The organism is Paenibacillus taichungensis, assembly GCF_013359905.1.
Lineage (GTDB): Bacteria > Bacillota > Bacilli > Paenibacillales > Paenibacillaceae > Paenibacillus > Paenibacillus taichungensis.
In genome coordinates this window covers 142,182-165,043 of the sequence record NZ_JABMCC010000112.1, presented here as the reverse complement: position 1 = coordinate 165,043, position 22,862 = coordinate 142,182, and the positions used below count along the sequence as shown (strand labels likewise).

Genomic DNA, 22,862 nt, shown 5'->3' with positions numbered 1-22,862 from the left:
GCAAACATGAAAAAACTAACCATATTGCTTGTAAGCGTAATGATGATCGTTCTGGCAGGATGCTCTCTGGAGCCTCCGGGTTGGGCTAAGCCCGACTCTGCCGGTAGCAATGGACAGAAAAAAATTGGACTGTCAGTTTCCACGTTGAATAATCCCTTCTTTGTTTCCCTCAAAGATGGGGTAGTTGCAGAAGCCAAAAAACAAGGCATTCAGGTCATTGTTGTGGATGCTCAAAATGATTCAGCCAAACAAACCAATGATGTGGACGACCTGATTCAACAGGGCGTGGATGCCCTTCTGATTAATCCTGCGGATTCCGCTGCAATCTCTACGGCTGTTCAATCGGCCAATAGCGTGGGTATTCCAGTGATTACATTGGACCGTTCCGCAGACAAAGGCGACGTGGCAGCATTAGTCGCATCCGATAACGTTAAAGGTGGACAAATGGCGGCGGAATATTTCGTGAAACAGCTAGGCGAGGGAGCAAAAGTGATTGAACTTGAGGGTGTACCCGGAGCTTCCGCAACAAGAGAGCGGGGGAAAGGTTTCCACGAGATTGCTGACCAAAAACTGAATGTGGTTGCGAAGCAGTCAGCGGATTTCGATCGCTCCAAAGGTTTGAATGTAATGGAGAATCTGCTGCAGGGTAATCCTGACGTACAGGCGGTATTTGCCCATAACGACGAGATGGCGCTTGGCGCGATTGAAGCAATTCAAAGTTCTGGTAAAGACATTCCCGTGATTGGATTTGACGGAAACGATGATGCAATCAAATCCATTAAGGATGGAAAGTTGACAGCAACAGTCGCTCAGCAGCCAGTATTGATTGGCCAGCTGGCGGTGCAAGCTGCTCTGGATGTGCTGAGCGGCAAGCAGGTAGAGAAATCAATTCCGGCTGAATTGAAGCTGGTGACCAAGGAAAACGCAAACGATTAATTCAACAAGTACGTCCCGTTCTGGACAAAATGTCCAGGGCGGGATTTTTAATTTATCCAACTGCTACACTGGAGACGATAGTTGACATTGAAGACTGCGGTAGTTTTTAATCGTTATATTATTGATCACATCTCGCGGGGCATGTAAATTAGTTTTATGCATGAGAAAAGGAGAGGTTGCGCTGCATGGAAAATGTATCAGAGGAAGACAAATTGCAATCCATCCAAGCTTTCCATTCGACCATACGCAAATCCGAAAACGCTTTGACTAATTTGACTCAGAAAGGGAATAACACTACTTTATTAAAGAAACGACTCAACGCCTTATACATCGGTTTGGCTATGCTGGAAACGGTCTGGAATCAAAAAGCTCATCAGTACACCAAGGAAGAGTTGGCAGAAGCTCGCAATGTTCTGATCGGTTTATTCCCGTCCCTTGAGAACAGTTATACTAAGTCAAAAATGGGCAGCCCTCAAAAAACGCTTTTAAGAAGAAGAATTAAAGCATTTGAACTGGCTGTTCAGGCCATGGATGACGTTGTGGAAAAATAAATTGCTGGGACAAAAATTGTGTTTGCCATACTTGCACTTCTTCAAGAAACATCAATAGTTCGTGTAAATAAGGTTTAGTAAGATCCCAAAAAAACCATCTCAATTATTGAGATGGTTTAATTTTTGTTCATATGCTTCAAACATATTGACTCAATCATCAGAATAAACAGTTGTATTGAAACTTTCAGGCCCCAAACGTACGTTATTCACATTATAAATGGGGTTATAGGAGAATGTAGCGTACGCTGAGTAGACAAGCTGCCCATTGCCTGGGGCTGGGACATTGTACTCCGAACCGCTAAAGCTTAAAATGCAAGGACTGAAAAATGGGTTGGCCAATACAGTTGTATTGGCCCGATATACAAGCTGTTGCGAACCGCCTAATCCTCGGTATACTTCGATAACAAGATTTCCGTTAACTGGCAACTGACTTGCTGTAATTTCGACGATCCCCGAAAAAAAAGTCCGAATCGACATACCCGGGTTACTGATTTGCAATCCAACCTGGGCAAACAATAGCGGGACACCATTCATGAAGCTGGGAGTTAAAATTTGCTGGCCATTGGAGCCTTGGGAAGTCCGTGCATCTAACGTTTTAACCATGAAATTTCCTCCTTTCATATTTTCATAGAGTCCTGTTAGCCATGAGTTAATCGTCGCTGTATGAAACCGCATTGAAGCATTCTGGACCAACGCGGCTGGCTTGCTCTGATGGGGATGCCGGAACAAATGTCACAAAACAAGAATAGATAAGCTGCCCGGTAGGAGGAGGAGGCACATTGAAATCAGAACCATCGAAGCTTGCCAGTATGCTTCCCACAGAAGGGAATATAGGCTGGGAAACGACATAAATCGGCGTGCCTGTATAGGTCGAACCTCTGAAAATTTCAAATCGAACGGAAGAAGGTTGTGAGGACAAATTTGCTACCGAAATCCGATAGGTTCCGTTAAACTGAGTGCGAATAACTGTTCCTGGATTGACAATGTTCAGACCAAGGATACCCACCAAAGTAGGCGTATTTGGAGTAAGTGGAACATTAAACGGAGCAACACCGTTAGACCCAAGTGAAGTACGAGCGTCAAGCGTACGAACCATAACAATTCCTCCAATCTATTATTTTGTTATATCTTATGTAGCTAGTTTCAAAGAGTTATCAGCTAATTGGTAAGGATTTTTTCGTGGAACTAACCTTATAGCTTCTGGAACCATGTAAGTTTCCCAATCGGGGGCTTCAATGTATAATGATTATTCGAGGTGATGAAGATGGCAAGATCCAAAGAATTTGAAGTTAATGAAGTATTAGATAAAGCAATACAACTGTTCTGGGCCCAAGGATATGAGAAAACTTCGATGCAGGATTTGGTTGAATATATGGGCATTCATCGAAGAAGTATCTATGATACCTTTGGGGATAAGCATGCTCTGTTTATGAAAGCTCTTCAACGATATGAATCGAAGCAGACCAACAAAATGAGTTTTCTAATGGATACCCAAAAACCAATCAAAGAGATTATTAGGGTATTGTTTGAGTCAACTATAAGAAATGAAGGACAACCTATAGGCTGTTTTCTTGTAAACTCAGGCGTGGAATTGGGCGTATTGGATCCTGAAGTTGCATCGCTAGTTAATGAAAGTTATTTGCGAACAGAGGAATTCTTAAGAAATCTTGTTCTAGAAGGCCAGCAAAAGGGTGAAATCAAGGCTGACGTTGACCCTGAAGTTATTTCACATTATTTGATGAATGCATGGGTGGGGATACGTACGTTGGTTAAGACCACTACGGATCAGCAAAAATTAACAAATATTATGGATATGACATTATCCGTTTTAGATTAAAAGTGGAGTTACAGGTTGGATGGCAAAGTGGGAGTTGTGTCCATGAAGGCTGATTTGTTTTAGTGATACAGGTTCTTGTCCTGTTAACGTTATAAAGAACTTGTATCGCATGTCTGGCATAACTCATAGTTCCCTGTCCCAACATCATTATATAGCAGTCAGAAAATAATTCTTTACTGTTCGTTCTAGAAATGCTATTCTAAATAGCAAGTTAGATCTAACTGTTTTTTTTGCAATATCAAGAACGATCGTTCTAAAATTATTTTAATAGCTTACTTATACTAAAATACATGTTGATAAGGAGAGAATAGAATGAAATATACAGTTATTACAGGTGCAAGTTCAGGGATTGGATATGAGACAGCATTGGCGTTTGCTGCACGAGGCAAAAACTTAATTTTGGTCGCAAGAAGATTGGACAAATTACAAGAACTCAAATTAGCAATTCAGAATATTGACGCTACAGTACATGTTATTGTTCAAACTAGTGATCTATCGGATACTGCTCAGGCATATACACTTTATAACACGCTGAAGGAATACCAAATCGAGACTTGGATTAACAATGCGGGGCTTGGTGAAGGTTCTTTTGTAGCAGAACAGAATCTGGAGAAAGTTGAAACCATGCTGCGTGTGAACATTGAGTCCCTAACGATCCTTTCCACACTGTATGTGCGAGATTATGCAGACATAGAGGGAACTCAGTTAATTAATGTTGCATCCGCACTTGGATATGCCATTGCTGTTGGAAGTGTTGCGTATTCGGCAACGAAATTCTACGTTAGTGCCTTCACAGAAGGGCTTGCCAAAGAACTTGAAATAAAAGATGCAAAACTAAAAGCAAAAGTGCTAGCTCCAGCTATAACGGAAACGGAATTCGTGAATAAATCATTAGATACAGAAGATTTTGATTACAAAGCAAACATGTCTAAATACCACACCGCCAAAGAAATGGCAGGCTTTATGTTAGATCTATATGATAGTAACGAAGTCGTAGGGATTGTAGACCTGAACTACAATTTCAATCTGAGAAGCCCAATCTATCCAATCATAGGCGCATTGCATTAATATATTGATAAAACAATTAAGAGAATGACTCTACTGTTGAGTGAAGTGCACCACCCCTTAGAATGGACATTGGAAAACCCATGGGTTTAGCCGATGAAATTCTAGGGGGTGTTTTTTTGTACGTCTAAAAAAGAGGCAATTCGTCTACATATTGTTGAGGGGTGGTCTTACCGTTTGTATGGACGTCTTCAGATGTAAGCGTGTACAATGTGTAAATATATATCATTCCGTTTTAAAAAAAATTGGGGGCTGGATATGAGGAAAACGTTATTTAATCGATTGCTGTTTTCTTATATGCCGATTTTTATTGTCGTGATCACGTTTACGTTTTTTGTTTTTTTTCAGATATTAAGCGAACAAAGCCGTAAGGAGGCACTTAACGCCAACAAAATGCTATCATTACAGGCGATGCGTCTGATCGATACTTCCCTGAAGGCGATAGACAATATGATAATGTCGGAAACCATAAATAATAAGCAGTTGATTGATTTCTTCAATAATGAAGAGAAGAATAACATTTTCATCAACATAAGCGCAGTTAAAAAGATGCAGGATATGATATCCTATTACCCCATGATTGATTCGATCTATTTTGTGCGTTACGAAGACAATTTCGTGCTCAGTAATGCGACAAGTGATCAACTTAGCAACTACAGGGACGAGCCATTTATTAAAAAGGCCATGGATCCGCTCGCACCAAAGCAATGGTCGGGCATAAGAAGCTTCGAGCAGTTTTCTACAAAAGGGAGTAAGCCTGTCGTTAGTTTGGTACGGGGAGCGCCATTTATTACAGGCAAGAAAGGCATGATCGTCGTCAATGTGGCAACTGATTCGTTGCAGAACAGTATTGCTGACCTATACGATTCAAAAACAAGCTTTATCGGTATTCGGGACGCCGCGGGAAATGATTTGTTTAGTGACTTGCATTCTGAAGAACAATCAAAGATTTTCTCCAATTATGTATCGAGCTATACCGGATGGTCCTACCAAAGCGGACTTATAAACGGAAAATTGTTCCACGTGATCTCTTCATTATATAATGTCTGGTTTATCATCGGTATCGTGACGATCGGGGGTGGTTTTGTATGGCTGATCTATGTTACCAGACGCAATTCAAGACCGCTGGAACAGATTGTGGCGCGAATCCGCGGTTACCGTCTCCCTTTGTCCAAGGAATTGGGAGATGAATTTTCCTTCATCGAATCGGCCTTGTCCAATATTATTGAGCAATCGAATCAGTATCAGCAAAAGCACGATGAAGATCGGCATCTGCGAAAAAGGTACTTGTTCCACCAACTCATTGAAGGTGACATGGGTTTAACCCATGAGGAATGGATAGGAGAAACAAACAGTCTTCAGCTTCCATACTCGTTTAATAAACAAGTCGTACTTGTGATCGAAATGGATAAATACAGTGATTTTTGCTGCCAATACTCCCGCAGAGACCAAAATCTTCTTAAATTCGCGCTACGCAGTGTTATTCAGGAGCTTGCTCCAAAATATGGGCTCGTGCTTTGGTCCGAGTGGACTTCGCCATTTCAGCTAAGCGTCATGGTATTTGTGGACAGCGAAGAGGAAGCAGGTACTTCCATAACACACAAACTTTTCGAGAGCGTTCGTATGTGGGTGCAAGAAAATCTGAAGTTTACGGTAACGGTAGGTATCGGTGAGCAGGTTACAGAGCTTTCAAGCGTCGCAAATTCTTATAAAGAGGCACTCAGGGCGCTTAAATATAAAATAGTGTTAGGAGAAAACAGGCTCATTACTAGCGACCACATCGCAAATCACGGTCAGGTTGAGGTGTTCTCACAATTAAATGTAATTCGATCCATCATCCAGTCGTTCAGACTTCTTGAGGACGAATGGAAGACGAAATACGATAAGCTCATGAATGAAATGAAGCTAGGGTTGTTAACGAAAGATGAAATTACAAATCTGATGAATTATTTAATTTACTACTTGGGACTGGAAATCTCCGGGATGACAAAAGAGGTCCAAGAAATATGGATGCGAGACGGGTTACCGAGGCTCAGTAAGATCATAGATGAGTGCCATTCACTCGAGCAAATGCGGGAAGAATCTTTGACCGTGTTGAACAGCTTTTACACAGATTTGAAGGGAGCGCAAAACAGGCGTCTGCATGCAGCTACCATTCGAGATATGCGGAAAATGATCGAAGAGGAGTATGCCAATCCGAACATGTCGCTTGAATATCTCAGTTCAATCTTTAACATTAATGGAAAATATGTAAGCAAGCTGTTCAGGGAAGAGACCGGACAGAAATTCGTCGACTTCTTGATTGACATCCGCCTGCAGGCCGCAAAGCGCTTGCTCACGGAAACACAAGTTTCCATGCAGGAGGTAGCTGAGAAGGTAGGTTATACAAGCGCGATCTCATTCAGCCGTGTGTTTAAGAAAGTGGTAGGTTACTCCCCAAGCGAATTCCGCGAAGAAGCAGCGCGCAGACAGATCGGTTGAATTTGGTTAACTGGTTGAAAATGGTTTGCTACGCCTGCTTACCCAGCATTTTCATAATGTATTTCAATGCAGCAGCTCCGGCTAAACACCGGAGCTGCTGCGCATTTTCATGCCATGCGAAGACGGTTAAGTTAACGATTATTGTTTCTTGCTGCACCTCGTTATCTTACTTTACTATGTAGAATGTAAGCGCAAACAATTAGATCGAACGAAAGGAGAAGGAGCATATGTCAAGCATGCAAAAGAGAATCAGGAAACCCGAAACTTCAATGCAAGGCCAGCCACATGGACCTGTATTGCCTGACAGCAAATCATCATTACGCTTCATTGGGAAAAAAATGAAGCGTCACTGGCAGTTATACTTGGTCGTATTTCTGCCGTTGCTGTATTTGGTCATTTTCAAGTATATACCTATGACTGGCGTTGTTATTGCTTTCAAAGAGTACAACGTCATCCAAGGTATTTGGGGTAGCCCATGGGTCGGATTGAAATATTTCGAACAATTTTTTGAATCACCAAACTTTTGGCTGTATTTGAAGAACACGCTTGGCATTAATATGTACGGTTTGCTTGTTGGTTTTCCTGCTCCGATTCTATTGGCACTTGCATTAAATGAAATTCGTAACGGTTTTTTCAAAAGCAGTGTACAAATGATCACCTACGCGCCTTACTTTATTTCAACGGTTATCATGGTCTCCATTCTCATCGTAACTTTGTCGCCAAGTGTAGGGATTATTAGCAAGTTCACACAACTACTCGGGATTGAAAATACAAATTTCATGGGAATTCCCAGCTTGTTCAAATCGATTTATGTCTGGTCGGATGTATGGCAATTTTCAGGTTATGGTGCCATTATCTACATTGCAGCTTTGGCAGGAGTCAACCCTGAACTGTATGAATCGGCAAAAGTGGATGGTGCGTCCCGGATGCAGAAAATAATCAATATTGACTTACCGAGCCTTATTCCAGTATCCGTCATTCTGCTCATATTGAATTTAGGGAATTTCATGAAGGTTGGATTCGAAAAAGTATATTTGATGCAAAATCCACTAAACATCAGCACCTCAGAGGTCATTTCTACCTATGTGTACAAGGTAGGGCTGCTCAGCTCCAGCTTCAGCTTTTCGACTGCAATCGGTTTCTTCAACTCGATCATCAATCTGATTCTTCTTGTGAGTGTTAACTACATTGCCAAGAAGTTATCCAATTCAAGTTTATGGTAACAGCAAATCAGCAGAAAGGAGGAACAAATATGTTCAAAGCGTCAAGGATTCGGGAATCGTATGGTGACCGTTTGTTTCTAGTCGGTGTCTATACTTTTTTGATCGTGGTGACGATTGTCGTCCTTTTTCCGCTCATCTTTATCATTTCATCATCGTTTAGCTCACCGCAAGCCGTCGTATCCGGCAAGGTGTGGCTGTTGCCCGTCGACTTTACGCTGGAAGGTTATAAAGCGGTGTTTCGAAATCCACAAATCATCTGCGGTTACTTGAACTCGCTCTATTATACTGTCATAGGTACAGCAGTTAACGTTGCTTTAACGGTTATGCTTGCTTATCCGCTCGCCAGAAAAACGTTCTACGGCCGTAATTTCATCATGGTCATTCTAGTCATAACGATGATGTTCGAAGGAGGGCTTATCCCCTTATATCTCGTAGTAAAAAACCTTCATATCCTCGATACACGTTGGGCGATGATTTTGCCAGGAGCCATGGCGGTGTTTCAAGTGATTGTTGCTCGGACCTTTTTTCAGACCACGATTCCCGAGGAAATTGCGGAAGCTGCCGAACTCGATGGCTGTAGTGACATACGGTTCATTACCAGTATGGTAATTCCGCTCTCCAAGCCCATTTTGGCTGTGCTGACGCTGATGTATGCTGTGGGCCACTGGAACGCTTACTTCGATGCATTGATTTTCCTGAAATCTCCAGATTTGTTCCCGTTACAGATCGTGTTGCGTAATATTCTTATTTTGAACTCGATCGATCCGACCATGGTGACCAATGTTGATCAGATGTTGGCGCAGCAAGGATTAAAAGACTTGCTTAAATATTCGCTTATCGTTGTCGCAAGCGCACCTGTTCTGATCATTTATCCGTTCGTGCAGAAGCACTTTGTTAAAGGTGTCATGATTGGTTCATTAAAAGGATAGTGACGGGCAGGTAGCTCAACCAGCATTTAAGGAGGTGAGGGGTTGAAGACCAGATAGAATGCTTCTGTAATTGAAATTTATGTTCGATAAATGGGAGGGGTCATAACTATGAAAACATGGAAAAAGTCATTCTCTTGCGTCCTCGGGGCTGCACTCTGTTTATCATTCGTCTTGAGCGCCTGTAGCGGGGATTCGAGCACAACTACGAATACATCTTCTGCTAGTGCACCGGAAGCAAGCGACGTGTTTACGCCCGTTGGAGAATATCCGATTGTCAAAACGCCCATGACGATCAAAATGTTTGCTCCACAGTACGCCGTCATAGAGAATATGGAAACCAATACATTCACGAAATACCTCCAAGACAAGACGAATATTCATATAAAATGGGATCTCGTACCAGAAAAAGCGCTAAACGACCGCAAACAATTGATGCTGGCAAGCGGTGATTATCCTGAAGTCATTTTGCATGGGAGCTTAACCAAAGAAGAGCAGATGAAGTATGGCAAAGAGGGTGTGTTTATTCCACTGAACGACTTGATTGATAAATATGCGCCTAACTTCAAAAAAGCAATGGCTGAACTGCCGTACCTTGAAAGTTCTATCACTTCACCGGACGGCAACATTTATGCACTTCCGCAAGTGAACGAGTGCTATCACTGCAACTATGCACAGAAGCTATGGATCAATCAGTCTTGGCTGGATAAGCTTGGGTTGAAAATGCCGTCAACAACGGACGAGTTTTATGAAGTGCTAAAAGCTTTTAAAGAAAATGATCCGAACGGTAATGGGATAAAAGACGAAATCCCGCTTACCGGCGCTGACGACATGTGGGCAGGGAACGTCGCTTCCTTTTTGATGAATTCGTTCATCATCGACGATCAGCTGGACAAAGACAACGGGACTTTTCTCCAGGTAAAGGACGGCAAAGTGGATTTCGTTGCCAATAAGGAAGAATGGAAGCAGGGGTTATTGTACCTGAAAAAGCTCTATACGGAAGGCCTGATCGATCCAGCATCATTCACACAAAACTCCGATGCCATCCAGCAGTTGGGCAACCGTCAAGACGCAAATGTGATTGGCAGCATTACCACTGCTTTAATCAGTTACGCCCACAGCCCAGATGACAAACACCCACGTCATAAAGAGTATGTCACTGTACCTCCCCTCAAAGGACCGAACGGTGTGCAGCAAGCAGGATACTTTGCGGGAGTAAGTGTGTCGCAGATGGCTATTACGAACAAAGCGACCGATGAACAGAAAATCGCCGCAATCCGTTTGGCCGACTACTTATATACAGAAGAAGCCATTGTGAATCAAGAGCGCGGTCCGGAAGGCGAAGGATGGCGCAAAGCGGAGGAAGGCGAGCTGGGTATGGACGGCAAACCGGCAACTTATGCAATTATTTCTGATGGTGAAACCAAAATTACGTATAACGATCGCTGGGATCAGCTTGGACCGTCGCTCCGCACATACCAGTATCGTGACTCATGGGCAGCTCTGCAGGATCCGCTTGCTGAAGGCGCGTACGAGGTTCGTCTGAAGCGTGAATCAGCCAAATATGAGCCGTTCCAATCGAAGGAGAATTATCCGTCCAGCGTATTCATAGCATTGGAAGACACTCAGGTTGCCGCTCAACTGAAAACATCAATCCGAGATTACGTCAAGTCGAACATGGCTCAGTTCATTACGGGCAGCAAGGACATTGAGAAAGAATGGGATTCTTATGTAAAAGGTCTGGATGGTCTGCAGCTTGGTCAGTATATAGAAATTTACCAGAAGGCAATTGATACGAAATAATTCGAAATATCCCCTAAATAATTCTACCTTCAAGTCTGAACTGGAGGAGGACCTGAAGGATTTCAGATTAGACTCGGAGGTGCAGATTGAAATGAACTGTGGTTTGCAAAACATGTTCTATAAGTATATGTGGTCGTCCAATTGGTGGAATCAGGGACGTGAAGACACGCAGGTGAAACACTTGGAACTTCGCTGCTGTAAAAATGACAGCGCCGCCTTTCAGGCATTGGTCAGCTCAGATCAAGAGGATATGCTCGTTACGATTAATCGGGATGCATTGTTATGGAAGGGCGGGCCGATCAAAATCGTGCGCTGCGAGGTGGAAACGGATGCTCCCTGCAAGATCGATCTTCAGCTTATCGGGTTGATAGAGGACGATAATCGTGTTATGACTTCAGATGTTCTGCTGGATGAACCCTATCAATGGCTTAGGAAGCGTCAGATCCAACCTTTGTGGGTGGAGCTTCATGCCGATGATTCCGTTGTAAGCGGTCAATATGAAGGCAAGCTGAAATTCTACACGCATACGATGTTTGAGGATGAGGTTTTGGAGAAAGAACTGACGTTTCGTTTAACGATCAGTGAACAAGTGCTGCCAGAGCCTCAAAATTATACGTTCGTTTTGGACTTGTGGCAGCATAACTGTAATATTGCAAGAAAATATGATGTTTCCTATTGGTCCGATGAACATTTCATGCTTCTTGATTCGTATCTTCACAGCTTGTCTCAGCTCGGACAAAAGGCTTTGACGCTTGTTGTTTCAGAGGAGCCATGGAGCGGACAACGATCATTTATCGATGCTGAGCCATCCGACTTGAATGAATATAGTATCGTTCAAATCGTGAGACGGAGCGACGGTCGATTTGACTATGATTTTACGAACTTGGATCGGTATGTTGAGATAGGAGAGAAGCACGGAATATGCAAAGAAATAGAAGTATTCGGCTTGATCAATATTTGGAAGCATGAGGATGAAGGGTTCGGGGGAGTTGTGGATGATTATCCCGATGCCATTCGCGTCCGCTATTATGATGAAGAAACCGGGAGCTATATGTTTATCCGAAATAAATCAGATCTTAGTGCTTATATTGTGGCATTAGAGCAGCATTTTATCTCGAAAAAGTGGATGGACCGCGTTCGCGTTGTTGCGGATGAACCGGCTGATATCAGCTTATTTGAGGAAAGTTTAGCATGCTTACGCGAGATGGCGCCATCATTCCGCTATAAAGCAGCAATCAATCATACCGAGTTTATTCGTAAACATATCGAAGGAATCGTTGATTATGTGCCTGTCCTTGACTGTGCTGCAGAGGAATTTGAACAGCTAGAGCAATTAAGAAAGGACGTGAAGGGGACATTTACGTTTTACGTTTGCTGCTCGCCAGATAAACCCAATACGTTCCTCAGTTCGCCGTCGATTGAGTCTCGGGTGATCCCTTGGCTCGCAGAAAAGCTGAAATTGGATGGCTTTCTACGGTGGAATTATACCGTGTGGCCCGACAAGCCACTGGAGAGGCTTTCCTATCGTCCTATGATATGGAAGGCTGGGGATACGAATTTCGTTTACCCGGGAAAAAGGGGCAAACCGCTGCTTTCACTGCGTTATAAGTGGCTGCAGCGAGGCATCCGCGATTACGAATATATGCAGATAGCAAAGCAGAATGGACAGGAAGAGCAGGTTGAAAAGATTCTCCAGCGAGTATTTCGATTCGATCATCCGAGAGACCTTGCACCCTCCTCTGGCAAAACGGCCATGCAGTTATACAGTTTTAATATCGAGGACTACGATCGATTATATGAGATTGAGAACGGACAAACAGAATGAACAGCGGTATTTTAAACAATGGGATGAGAAAGGTGTGATCATATGAATCTTGTTCAAAAATTAACGCCATCAGCCAAACAACTTGCTTTTCAAAAATGGGAGTTTGGATTGTTTCTTCATTTCGGACTTCGCACTTTTTATGAAGGATATGTCGATTTCGATGAAAGGCAGATGGATCCGGCTGCTTTCAATCCTGTTGACTTAGACTGTGAGCAGTGGATCCGGTCGGCCAAAGAAGCCGGAATGAACTATGCTGTGTTAACTGCGAAGCACCATGACGGCTTTTCCAATTGGCCTTCCGACTATAGTCGATTTAGTGTGGCGGCTTCTCAGTGGAAGTATGGGCAAGGGGATGTCGTACGCGAATTTGTTGATGCTTGCCGCAAATATGATATGAAACCCGGCTTGTACTATTCACCGTATGATGGTTCAGCTGATTATTACACCCAAGATGCGAAGGCCTACGACGATTATTTCGTCAATCAAATCACAGAGTTGCTCACGCAATATGGTGACATCGATATTCTATGGTTTGACGGTTGTGGCTCTGAGGGACATTCATATGATTGGGAACGTATTATTGATGAAATTCGCCGCTTGCAGCCTCATATTTTAATTTTTAATATGGGTGACCCCGACTTTCGATGGGTTGGGAACGAGGATGGTATTGCACCTATTCCATGCTGGAATGAAGTGGAATCAACGGAGTTTTCAATTTTGACAGAAAAGAAAGAGCAATTGGTTGAACACCTATGGCTGCCAGCGGAATGTGACGTCCAAATTAGGGGAGATTGGTTTTATAACGATAGCAATGAACTTACCCTGAAAAGTACGGAAGAACTTATGGGCATTTATTATCATTCCGTTGGCCGTGGTGCAAACCTGCTCCTGAATATTGGACCGGATCGCAACGGTCTGCTTCCACAGAAAGACGTAGAGAGACTGTTGGAATTCGGATCGGAAATTCGCCGTTTCGAACATCCATTTGCAACAATCGAACAATGCAGAAGAATTGAAAAATCGTGGGTTTACGAGACAGAGGTGCCCCAGTTGCTCGACCACGTTATCATCCAAGAGGATCTTACAGCTGGTGAAAATATACGAAGCTTCAAGATTGACATCATTACTCAAAAGTCAAGACGACCTGTGACCATTTATGAAGGGCAGCATATAGGTCATAAGGCGATTATTCGTATCCCTGCGATCAAAATCCGCGGTGTTATTGTTGAAATCACCGAAAGTGACCAAGGGGCAGCACTTCAGGAACTAACCTTCCATCATGTTGGGAGCGGGACTCCAAGTCCATTAAGCTAAAGCAATATGACAAAAAATAAGAAACAGCAACCGGACGTGGTCGCTGTTTCTTATTTTCCATCCAAATGAATTCAAATCAAAATATTATGCTGTATCAAGACTTGTGATGTTCGTTATCTTTTGCATTGAGTGAAGCAATCAGTTTCTCGCCTTCGACATCAAGGTTGGGCAGAATACGGTCGAGCCATTTCGGAAGCGCCCACGCTTTATTACCGAAAATAGCCATGATGGCTGGGACCAATCCCATTCGAATAATGAAAGCATCGATCAAGATTCCTACAGCTAATGTAAAACCAATTTGTTTGATCATGACATCATCCGTGAAAATAAACCCTGCAAAAACAGAAACCATAATTACAGCGGCTCCTACTACGACACGACTCACCTGTTTGTAACCGTGAACGACGGATTCAGTCCCACGATGACCATGAACATACGATTCCCGCATGGAGCTGACAAGGAAAACCTGATAATCCATTGCAAGTCCATAAAGGATACCCGTAACAATGATCGGCATAAAACTTAGCAGCGGACCACCTGTATCGAAGCCGAAGAGAGAGTGGAGCCAGCCCCACTGAAACACAGCTGTCGTGATCCCGAACGTAGCAAGAATACTAAGAAGAAAGCCGATGGTTGCTTTGATTGGTACGATAATTGAACGGAATACCAAGAGTAGAATGATAAGGGACAACAGAATAATAATTCCTACATATATAGGGAATACCTCTGCCAGCTTAGTCGACATATCAATATTTACGGCAGTGAATCCGGTAACTCCAAGTTTAACGTCATACGTCTGTGCAATACTCGACTCAGAAGAACGTAAATCATTTACCAGATTTTTGGTTGTTTTATCGTTAGGGCCAGTTTCAGGAATCAGACTAAAAATAGCCATATCCTCAGTCATGCCTAAAGGTGAAACCTGAGCAACATTCTTTTGACTTTGAAGTTCTTTCACAAGATTGCCTAAGAGTTCTGGAGAGACCGGCGTTGAAGAATCCTTGGGCTCAGCGACCAGAATAAGTGGTCCGTTAAAGCCTTCTCCAAATCCTTCGGATATTGCATCATAACTTTGTCTTGCAGCCGTGTCCAGATTCGCTGAGGAAGCTCCAGGAATGCCCATCTCCATTTTCGTAATCGGAATTGCTGCGACACCAAGAAGTACGATGATGGCGACAATTGTGGCCCAGCGATATTTGATAACGAATTTAACCCATTTGTCAGCTACGCCACGACCACCCGCTTTGTTAGACTTAGCGCTTTTCTCACGAGCTTTAGGCGAACAGATACGCTCACCCACCAACCCGAGCAGCGCTGGTAAAAGGGTTAAGGCAACAAATACGTTGATGAGTACGGTTGCAGCAGCTACCAATGCCATCGTTGATAAAAACGTAAGACCGATTACTAGCATACCGCATAGAGCTACGATAACCGTCAAACCTGCAAAAAATACAGCACTGCCCGATGTACCAATAGCTCTGGCAGCAGCTTCTTGTGCACTCAGACGTTGATCGATAATCATTCGGCGTTGACGATTTACAATGAATAGAGCGTAATCGATTCCAACTGCTAGTCCAACCATAAGAGCCAAAACCGAAGTGACACTAGGCATTTCAATGAATTTCGAAATGGAGAATGCTCCGCCCACTCCGATGCCGACACCAAGAAGTGCAGTTACAAGAGGCAGTCCTGCCGCTACAACGGATCCAAGTGTGGCCAGCAAAACAATCGCGGCAATAACAAGTCCAACGATTTCGGCGGATCCTACACCGATGGATACGGTTTTTAGTGTTTCGCCTGGGAGGACCGTAATATGGGTTCCTTTCTCAACAGTCATGACGGAATCTATAACGGAGTCAAAAACATCCTGCGTGATAGCAGACTGCTCAATGGTAAACTGGAATTGGAATAAAGCAATTCTGCCGTCTGGAGACAGAAGGACACCAGGCACTGGAACACCATCCACCATCAGAGGACCATAGGAGGGAGCAGCCACTGTTGCAGACTGATCCGTACTGGCAGCTTGAGCCATCTCAGCAGTTGCGCCGCTGGCTTCAGCAGCATAATCAGCTGGGTTAATCACATCTTTTATCCCGTAAACATCATTAACACCCTTTGTGATCGCTGCCAATCGTTCTGGCGTATCTAGACGCTCGTTTGGAGGTGCTTCAAACACAACACTCCCTTGACCGCCTGAGGCCGCAGGTAATTCTTTAGCTAACTGGTCCAGAACTTTTTGAGATTCTGTGCCTTCAATCTTCATTTCGGAACTGATATGCACACCATTCACACTGATCATCGAGACGACAATTCCTAAAATTAAAATCCATCCGAGTATAAAGTACCCCGGTTTGCGAAAAGCGGTTTTCCCCACTCTATATAATAATGTAGACATATCTTTATTTTTACACTCCCTCTATGGTGAATATGGATTGCTACTGTATTAGAATCCTTTGCGCAAATGAACAAACATGTTTTCTAAAAACTCATCGAACAATACAGCCCCTGTTCTTTGGGGGTCACTTATGTTTTGTCCTGGTAACAGCACATTAAGTCTTCCGTCAATTAATGGAAGAATGGTTCCGTAGACTGCGTTTATAAGTAGATAAGTATATACCTCGTCATTTTTCCCGTTTGATAAGTCTAATAATGTCTCTTGAGCAGTCGTCTGCATTTGATGTACTACTCCAAGGAAATGCGGTTCGAGAACAGGATATTTTTGGGAAAGCAACAGAAGTTCACGCAACCTTCCAATAAGATCTGTTGTAAGTTGCATCTGGATAAGTTGATACAGAACGTCAAGTAAGGAGGCATCTGATGGAATTCTGGTGAGCAATTGTTCAAACTCACTAGTGTTATTAACTGAAGTAGCTCCCATGGCTACTGCTTCTTCCTTGCAAGTGAAGTAGTTTGCGAAAGTTCTTCTGGAATAACCGGCTTTTTGCACGATATCTTCGACAACAAAACCGTCTAACCCATGTTCAAGTGCTAGTTCAAATGCTGTAGTCGCTAGCGCTTTTTCAGTGGCTTCTTTTTTTAGATGTCGCAGGGTTTGCTTGGCCATCAGATGCGTACACCTCCACATGCATGCTTCTGGAGAAAATAACTCTCTCGATAGTAGATTGTTTTCATTTGGTATTCACTCAACTCCTTAGCATTTACTCGAAATTATCATAACTTTAATTTGCCCATTGTGCAAATTTACTCAAGAGGCAAATTTATTGATAGGATTGATTGAGAAATTAACCACCTAATAAATTCCATAAGAAAAAGAGAAAAAAGACAAAGAATGGAGGATAAGATTCCCCGTCTTTGTCTCTAAATGAAATTTAACTAATCTGTTGTTATAACTAACAATAAATCATTTGCTGATCTTGAATGAAAATAATCCATAAATGACATCATAAAGAAGTAGTATAACTCTAATTTTCCAGAGGAGGAGATCTTTTATGGCTCGCCAGAAGAAAAGGCAGGAAGCTGCTTGGAAGTCACGAAAGGAAGAACAGCATCCTCATGGCAAAATCAAATCGCTTAAACAATTATCAAGCGAATATGATGAGAAACATACTACGATTTAAATGAATGACTGCCTGTGAAATTTGCGGGCAGTCGTCACCACAACTGCCGCACATATTACCCTGTAAAGTCGCTAATTTAGCGGCTATTTTTGTGTTATTTTTTCCAGATCCCCTGAAATTTAAAAGTTCATCGGTATAATCATTCCAAATTGTCCCCCACATAATGAAAAGAATGAATATGTGTTTTGGATAGTTCGATCACGTTCTTGATAAACATATCACGTGATTCGCGAAAATTGCTTAATATCCAATTGTTCAATATTCCAAAAAAGCCGTAAGCCGTATAGTACTTAAAATACTCCATGTTAACAGGGGAATCGTTGATCGTCTCGAAGATAAACTGCTCCTCATAGATTTTCAGGATTGTCTGAGGAAAACCTGTATGTAGTCCTGGTAAGGTGTCATCATATCGAATCAATTCGAAGAAGTCTCGATTTTCATAGATATAATCGATGATTTGAAAGGATTCAAAATTAAGCTTGTTGGTGTAGACCTTTTGACCATGCGAATATGGCTTGCCTACGGCGAGTCTCAGACCTTCGAGCTTCGTATTCAACAATTCTTCGGCGATCACGAATTTATCTTGGTAGTGTAAGTAAAAAGTACTGCGATTATAACCTGCCTGATCGACGATGTCTTTGACAGAGATGGCATGATAACCTTTTTTCTTAATGAGCTGGATCAGAGCGCTTTTAAGATGTTCTTCTGTTCGATTGCGCTGTTGAGATTTCAAAATTTGTTCATCATTCATACATAAAAACTCCTATAAAAATAGACATTGTTTCACCAAGTGTCTATGTAGTAGACATATCATCATATCTTAATGATTGGATTGTTACAATTTTAAGCATACAATTATATTTGTAAACGTCATATAGCACTTATGCGAATAGGTGCTATTCAAAATAGTATACTGGAGGATTTAATCATGGGCAAACTTCAAGACAAAGTGGCAGTTATTACGGGAGGGGCATCCGGAATCGGCGCAGCGACAGCACGCTTATTCGTTTCAGAAGGAGCCAAAGTGGTCTTGGTGGACCTGAATGAAGAAAAAGGTCAGGCGTTTGAGCAAGAACTGAAAGCGCTTAAAGCTGATGCTCTGTTTTTTAAAGCAAACATTACGAGTGAACAAGAGGTTGCTGAGATTTTCAAAAAAACCGTAGAGGTTTTCGGTAAAGTGGATATCGTATTTAACAATGCAGGAATCGGACGTGTTCATCCTTCGCATGAGCTTGAATATGCTGAATGGCGCAATACGGTGAATGTAGATCTGGATGGCGTATTCTTGGTCGCACGTGAAGCGATCCGAGAAATGCTCAAAATTGGCGGTGGGACTATCGTCAACACGGCTTCCATGTACGGATGGGTTGGTTCACCTGGTTCTGCAGCCTACAATGCAGCAAAAGGTGGCGTTGTGAATCTGACTCGTTCGCTCGCGCTGGAGTATGCTGAGAAAAATATTCGGGTGAACGCACTTTGCCCAGGCTTCATCGATACACCGATTATTCCAGAAGAGAGCAAACAGGCTCTTTCTTCGGCAACACCAATGAAGCGGCTCGGTCAAGCGGATGAAATGGCCAAAGCCGTACTGTTCCTAGCTAGCGACGATTCATCCTATATGACAGGAAATAGCCTGATCGTTGATGGAGGATACACCGCCCAATAAGAGGATTAAATTTTCAGAAAATGAATGGATGAACATATTGAAAGCCGCAGATTGCGGCTTTTTTTCGTCCAGATATTTGCAAAAATTAATACATATGCTATGTTTACAATGAAAGCGCCATCATGAGTAAACAGAGGGATCATTCTTTATCATATTTTAAAATGGGAAGGAAGATGATGATGAAGATTTTGCTCAAAAAGACAGGCGTATTAATGCTGGCATTAACTCTGCTTCTTGGATTGATGACAGTACCCGTTCACGCAGATTCACCACTTTTCACGATCGAAAGCGAAAACGCTTTACTTTCCTCCGATCTTCAAGTGACGACAGAAATTTACGGACAACCCAAGCCTGGATTTTCTGGAAGTGGATTTGTCTGGATGCAAAATTCCGGCACGATAACCTTCACTGTAACTGTCCCCGAAACAGGCATGTATGCAATTTCCACTCGATACATGCAGGAGCTAAGTGCTGACGGCCGACTTCAATATCTATCCGTTAATGGTGTTACCAAGGGCTCATATATGCTGCCATACACAACAACATGGTCTGATTTCAATTTTGGTTATCAGAAGCTGAATCAGGGAAGCAACACGATTCAATTGAAGGCTGGTTGGGGCTTCGCTTATTTCGACACCTTCACTGTGGACTATGCCAATCTTGATCCCCTGGATGTTCAGCCTGTCCTTACTGATTCTCAAGCCACACCGGAAACACAACTTCTGATGAATTATTTAACGGAGGTTTATGGCAATCATATTATCTCAGGTCAACAGGAGATATACGGTGGTGGAAACGATGGCGATACGGAGTTGGAGTTTGATTGGATTCATAATTTAACCGGAAAGTATCCGGCTATCCGTGGATTTGATTTTATGAACTATAATCCGCTCTACGGATGGGAAGACGGTACAACCGATCGTATGATCGATTGGGTGAATAACCGGGAAGGAATTGCGACAGCTTCCTGGCATATCAATGTGCCCCGAAATTTCACGACCTACCAGCTTGGGGATCATGTGGATTGGAAAGAGGCTACTTACAAACCAACAGAAACCAATTTTAATACAGCCAACGCCGTAATTCCTGGTACGAAGGAATATCAATACGTAATGAGTACGATTGATGATCTGGCGGAACAATTGCTGATTCTGCAAGATAACAATGTGCCCGTTCTTTTCCGTCCTTATCATGAGGCGGAGGGCAATGGTGGGTTGAATGGGGAAGGCGCCTGGTTCTGGTGGGCTTCCGCAGGTGCAGATGTGTACAAACAACTGTGGGATATGCTCTACACTGAACTTACAGAAACATACGGTTTGCACAACTTGATTTGGACTTACAATAGTTACGTGTATAACACTTCTCCTGCATGGTACCCTGGTGACGATCAGGTAGATATTGTCGGTTATGATAAATACAATACAATCTACAACCGGAATGACGGTTTGTCCGGCGTACCAAATGAGGATGCCATTACCTCGATCTTTTATCAACTGGTTGATCTAACGGACGGCAAGAAAATGGTGGCCATGACGGAGAACGATACCGTCCCAAGTGTACAGAATCTGACAGAGGAAAAATCGGGATGGCTCTACTTCTGCCCGTGGTATGGAGAGCATCTCATGAGTTCAGCCTTTAATTATCCGGCAACTCTGAAAACGCTTTATCAAAGTGATTATGTCATTACGCTGGATGAACTGCCTAATTTGAAGGTTAACAATCCAACATCAAACGCGTCTCTCACACCTACAACCGTTGAGTTTGACAAACACACGCCCAATCCAAGCGACAAGGCCATTACCGTGAACTTTAACGGTAATACGTTAACCGGTCTACGGATAGGTACCTCTGCATTGACTGCAAATCAGGATTACACGTTAAGCGGAAGTACGTTGCTGCTGAAAAAAGAATTTTTGGCCGGACTGTCAGTTGGCGAACATTCCATCGTTTTTGATTTTAATCAAGGGCAAGATCCTGTATTAAAAGTTATAATTGTTGATTCAACACCTAGCACAAGTGCTGTAATTTCGCCCGTGAATACAGCTTTTGATAAAGCAGCGAATCTAGCGCAGGATGTTTCCTTGACCCTTACCTTAAACGGAAAACAGCTTACAAGCATAACGAATGGAAATTATACACTTGTATCGGGTCAGGATTATACGGCATCAAGCGCTGCCATCGTTCTGCGCAAATCTTACCTTTCCACGCTGCCGCTAAGCCAAAATACGATAACGTTTCATTTTAACGGAGGAGATAACGCTGTTCTTACAATCAACGTGGTGGACAGCAGTGTTACTGCACCCTCTGGGGCTTTGACAATCCAAGCTTTTAACGGTAATACAAGTGCGTCCACCAACGGAATCTCACCTAAATTCAAAGTGGTCAATACCGGTAATTCGGCGATTCAATTAAGTGATGTAAAGGTCCGGTATTACTATACAATTGACGGTGAAGAAGCGCAGAGTTTCTGGTCTGACTGGGCCAGTATCGGGAGTGCAAATGTAACCAGCAAATTCGTTAAATTGGCATCGCCGGTTGCGGGAGCGGATTATGTTTTGGAAGTTGGTTTTACGAATTCTGCCGGAACGCTTAATGCCGGACAAAGCGCTGAAATTCAAGCACGGTTCTCCAAAAATAACTGGTCCAATTACAACCAGGCTAACGATTACTCGTTTAAGGCGTCCAGTACGCAGTTCGCAAACCATGAACAGGTTACCGGGTATATCAATGGTCAACTGGCGTGGGGGATTGAGCCGTAAGAATGCAATCATAATAAAGGTTGGAGCGGGGATATCCCTGTTCCAGCCTTTTTCTGTTGGGATGGATGATTGCCGCGAGAAACGAATATAAAGAGGAGTATACGAAAGGAACATGTTATGATAGGGATGATGCTAATTTTTCAGAAGGAGATCAAAATCAATGGTTGTAAAAAAATGGTTAGGTGTTTTACTTTTTATTCTGGCGACCATCCTGTTTACAGGCTGCTCACTCGAAACGGTTTCATTAAATGGCTCATCTCAAGAGAATGCAGCTCTAACGCAATTTGATGAAGTAGCCAAGTATATTTCGGAGCATAATGAACTTCCGGAAAATTATATAACCAAGAAAGAAGCTAGAGAATTAGGATGGGAGCCTAGTAAAGGTAATTTGGAAAAAGTGGCTCCAGGCAAAAGCATCGGCGGTGACGTATTTCAAAATCGAGAAGGGCTGTTGCCCAAGAAAAAGGGAAGAACTTGGTACGAAGCAGATATTAACTATTCGGGAGGAACGCGGGGGAGTGATCGGATTTTATACTCCAATGATGGATTAATCTATAAAACAACGGATCATTACCGTACGTTTGAGAAAATTGAATAGGGAAAAGGTGATCATATGAATACAGTAGTCATCAATGGAAAGGACATTCATGGAAAAGAAGGATTACATGACGTCCTTCAATCCAGTCTTGGATTAGGTCAAACCTATGGGCGGAATTTGGACGCATTATGGGATTGCCTGACTGGATTTCTCCCTATGCCACTTACCATTCAGTGGATTGATTTCGATGCAAGCCGAAAGTCTCTTGGAGAGTATGCAGATCAATTGCTGGACCTGATGCATGAAGCGGAAGAAGAAATGGAAGGATTTACACTGGAGTTAATAAAATAATTTCCTGCT

The 22,862-nt window shown here is 42.9% G+C and carries 20 protein-coding genes; 15 read left to right on the top strand and 5 right to left on the bottom strand.

What is annotated here, in order from left to right:
* Nucleotides 1–6: 6 nt before the first annotated feature.
* Both rbsB and HP548_RS16790 read left to right on the top strand, forming a co-directional pair.
* Nucleotides 7–936, top strand: coding sequence for a ribose ABC transporter substrate-binding protein RbsB (rbsB, locus tag HP548_RS16795; protein WP_175382310.1), 930 nt, complete (start codon nucleotides 7–9; stop codon nucleotides 934–936).
* A gap of 185 nt (nucleotides 937–1,121) precedes the next feature.
* On the top strand, nucleotides 1,122–1,487 hold the full coding sequence (locus tag HP548_RS16790; RefSeq protein ID WP_175382309.1) for a hypothetical protein: 366 nt from the start codon (nucleotides 1,122–1,124) through the stop codon (nucleotides 1,485–1,487).
* A gap of 150 nt (nucleotides 1,488–1,637) precedes the next feature.
* Here the strand turns inward: HP548_RS16790 and HP548_RS16785 are convergent, their stop codons facing one another.
* Together HP548_RS16785 and HP548_RS16780 are read right to left on the bottom strand one after the other, a co-directional pair.
* The gene (locus tag HP548_RS16785) at nucleotides 1,638–2,090 is read right to left on the bottom strand and encodes a hypothetical protein (protein WP_175382308.1); all 453 of its coding nucleotides are present in this window, start codon (nucleotides 2,088–2,090) and stop codon (nucleotides 1,638–1,640) included.
* A gap of 46 nt (nucleotides 2,091–2,136) precedes the next feature.
* A complete protein-coding gene (locus HP548_RS16780) occupies nucleotides 2,137–2,583 on the bottom strand; it encodes a hypothetical protein (protein ID WP_076289215.1) in 447 nt (148 codons plus the stop codon).
* Between the two features lie 168 nt (nucleotides 2,584–2,751).
* Between HP548_RS16780 and HP548_RS16775 the strand changes: the two genes are divergently transcribed.
* From HP548_RS16775 to HP548_RS16740, 8 genes are all read left to right on the top strand, one after another.
* Complete coding sequence (locus HP548_RS16775; protein ID WP_175382497.1) at nucleotides 2,752–3,324, top strand: TetR/AcrR family transcriptional regulator; 573 nt, start codon at nucleotides 2,752–2,754, stop codon at nucleotides 3,322–3,324.
* A 312-nt stretch (nucleotides 3,325–3,636) separates the two neighbouring features.
* Nucleotides 3,637–4,392 carry an SDR family NAD(P)-dependent oxidoreductase gene (locus HP548_RS16770; protein WP_175382307.1) on the top strand — a complete coding sequence of 252 codons (756 nt, stop codon included), beginning with the start codon at nucleotides 3,637–3,639 and terminating at the stop codon, nucleotides 4,390–4,392.
* A gap of 255 nt (nucleotides 4,393–4,647) precedes the next feature.
* Nucleotides 4,648–6,870: a helix-turn-helix domain-containing protein gene (locus tag HP548_RS16765; protein ID WP_175382306.1), complete on the top strand. Its 2,223-nt coding sequence runs from the start codon at nucleotides 4,648–4,650 to the stop codon at nucleotides 6,868–6,870.
* Nucleotides 6,871–7,106: 236 nt separating this feature from the next.
* A complete protein-coding gene (locus HP548_RS16760) occupies nucleotides 7,107–8,093 on the top strand; it encodes an ABC transporter permease (protein ID WP_373561733.1) in 987 nt (328 codons plus the stop codon).
* A 29-nt stretch (nucleotides 8,094–8,122) separates the two neighbouring features.
* Nucleotides 8,123–9,022, top strand: a complete 900-nt coding sequence (locus HP548_RS16755; protein WP_175382305.1) for a carbohydrate ABC transporter permease — start codon at nucleotides 8,123–8,125, stop codon at nucleotides 9,020–9,022.
* 108 nt (nucleotides 9,023–9,130) lie between these two features.
* Nucleotides 9,131–10,822 (top strand): ABC transporter substrate-binding protein, encoded by a 1,692-nt coding sequence (locus HP548_RS16750; RefSeq protein ID WP_175382304.1) that lies wholly within the window; start codon nucleotides 9,131–9,133, stop codon nucleotides 10,820–10,822.
* Nucleotides 10,823–10,913: 91 nt separating this feature from the next.
* Nucleotides 10,914–12,647, top strand: a complete 1,734-nt coding sequence (locus tag HP548_RS16745; RefSeq protein WP_175382496.1) for a DUF4091 domain-containing protein — start codon at nucleotides 10,914–10,916, stop codon at nucleotides 12,645–12,647.
* Nucleotides 12,648–12,689: 42 nt separating this feature from the next.
* A complete protein-coding gene (locus tag HP548_RS16740; RefSeq protein WP_175382303.1) occupies nucleotides 12,690–13,961 on the top strand; it encodes an alpha-L-fucosidase in 1,272 nt (423 codons plus the stop codon).
* A gap of 94 nt (nucleotides 13,962–14,055) precedes the next feature.
* On the opposite strand, the gene HP548_RS16735 is transcribed toward HP548_RS16740, so the two are convergent.
* Together HP548_RS16735 and HP548_RS16730 are read right to left on the bottom strand one after the other, a co-directional pair.
* Nucleotides 14,056–16,356 carry an MMPL family transporter gene (locus HP548_RS16735; protein WP_175382302.1) on the bottom strand — a complete coding sequence of 767 codons (2,301 nt, stop codon included), beginning with the start codon at nucleotides 16,354–16,356 and terminating at the stop codon, nucleotides 14,056–14,058.
* 48 nt (nucleotides 16,357–16,404) lie between these two features.
* The gene (locus HP548_RS16730) at nucleotides 16,405–17,025 is read right to left on the bottom strand and encodes a TetR/AcrR family transcriptional regulator (protein WP_175382301.1); all 621 of its coding nucleotides are present in this window, start codon (nucleotides 17,023–17,025) and stop codon (nucleotides 16,405–16,407) included.
* A 385-nt stretch (nucleotides 17,026–17,410) separates the two neighbouring features.
* On the opposite strand from HP548_RS16730, the gene HP548_RS33400 reads away from it, so the two are divergent.
* Nucleotides 17,411–17,539 carry a DUF6254 family protein gene (locus HP548_RS33400; protein WP_246318097.1) on the top strand — a complete coding sequence of 43 codons (129 nt, stop codon included), beginning with the start codon at nucleotides 17,411–17,413 and terminating at the stop codon, nucleotides 17,537–17,539.
* A 139-nt stretch (nucleotides 17,540–17,678) separates the two neighbouring features.
* Here HP548_RS33400 and HP548_RS16725 read toward each other — a convergent pair whose 3' ends face one another.
* Complete coding sequence (locus HP548_RS16725; RefSeq protein WP_175382300.1) at nucleotides 17,679–18,290, bottom strand: TetR/AcrR family transcriptional regulator; 612 nt, start codon at nucleotides 18,288–18,290, stop codon at nucleotides 17,679–17,681.
* Between the two features lie 177 nt (nucleotides 18,291–18,467).
* Here HP548_RS16725 and HP548_RS16720 point away from each other — a divergent pair, with 177 nt between their 5' ends.
* The 4 genes from HP548_RS16720 (at nucleotide 18,468) to HP548_RS16705 (ending at nucleotide 22,853) form a co-directional block, all read left to right on the top strand.
* Nucleotides 18,468–19,205: an SDR family NAD(P)-dependent oxidoreductase gene (locus tag HP548_RS16720; protein WP_072733222.1), complete on the top strand. Its 738-nt coding sequence runs from the start codon at nucleotides 18,468–18,470 to the stop codon at nucleotides 19,203–19,205.
* Between the two features lie 179 nt (nucleotides 19,206–19,384).
* Nucleotides 19,385–21,964: a glycosyl hydrolase gene (locus HP548_RS16715; RefSeq protein WP_175382495.1), complete on the top strand. Its 2,580-nt coding sequence runs from the start codon at nucleotides 19,385–19,387 to the stop codon at nucleotides 21,962–21,964.
* Nucleotides 21,965–22,124: 160 nt separating this feature from the next.
* Nucleotides 22,125–22,562 carry a ribonuclease gene (locus HP548_RS16710; protein WP_175382299.1) on the top strand — a complete coding sequence of 146 codons (438 nt, stop codon included), beginning with the start codon at nucleotides 22,125–22,127 and terminating at the stop codon, nucleotides 22,560–22,562.
* Nucleotides 22,563–22,577: 15 nt separating this feature from the next.
* Nucleotides 22,578–22,853 (top strand): barstar family protein, encoded by a 276-nt coding sequence (locus tag HP548_RS16705; protein WP_076289228.1) that lies wholly within the window; start codon nucleotides 22,578–22,580, stop codon nucleotides 22,851–22,853.
* Nucleotides 22,854–22,862: the final 9 nt, after the last annotated feature.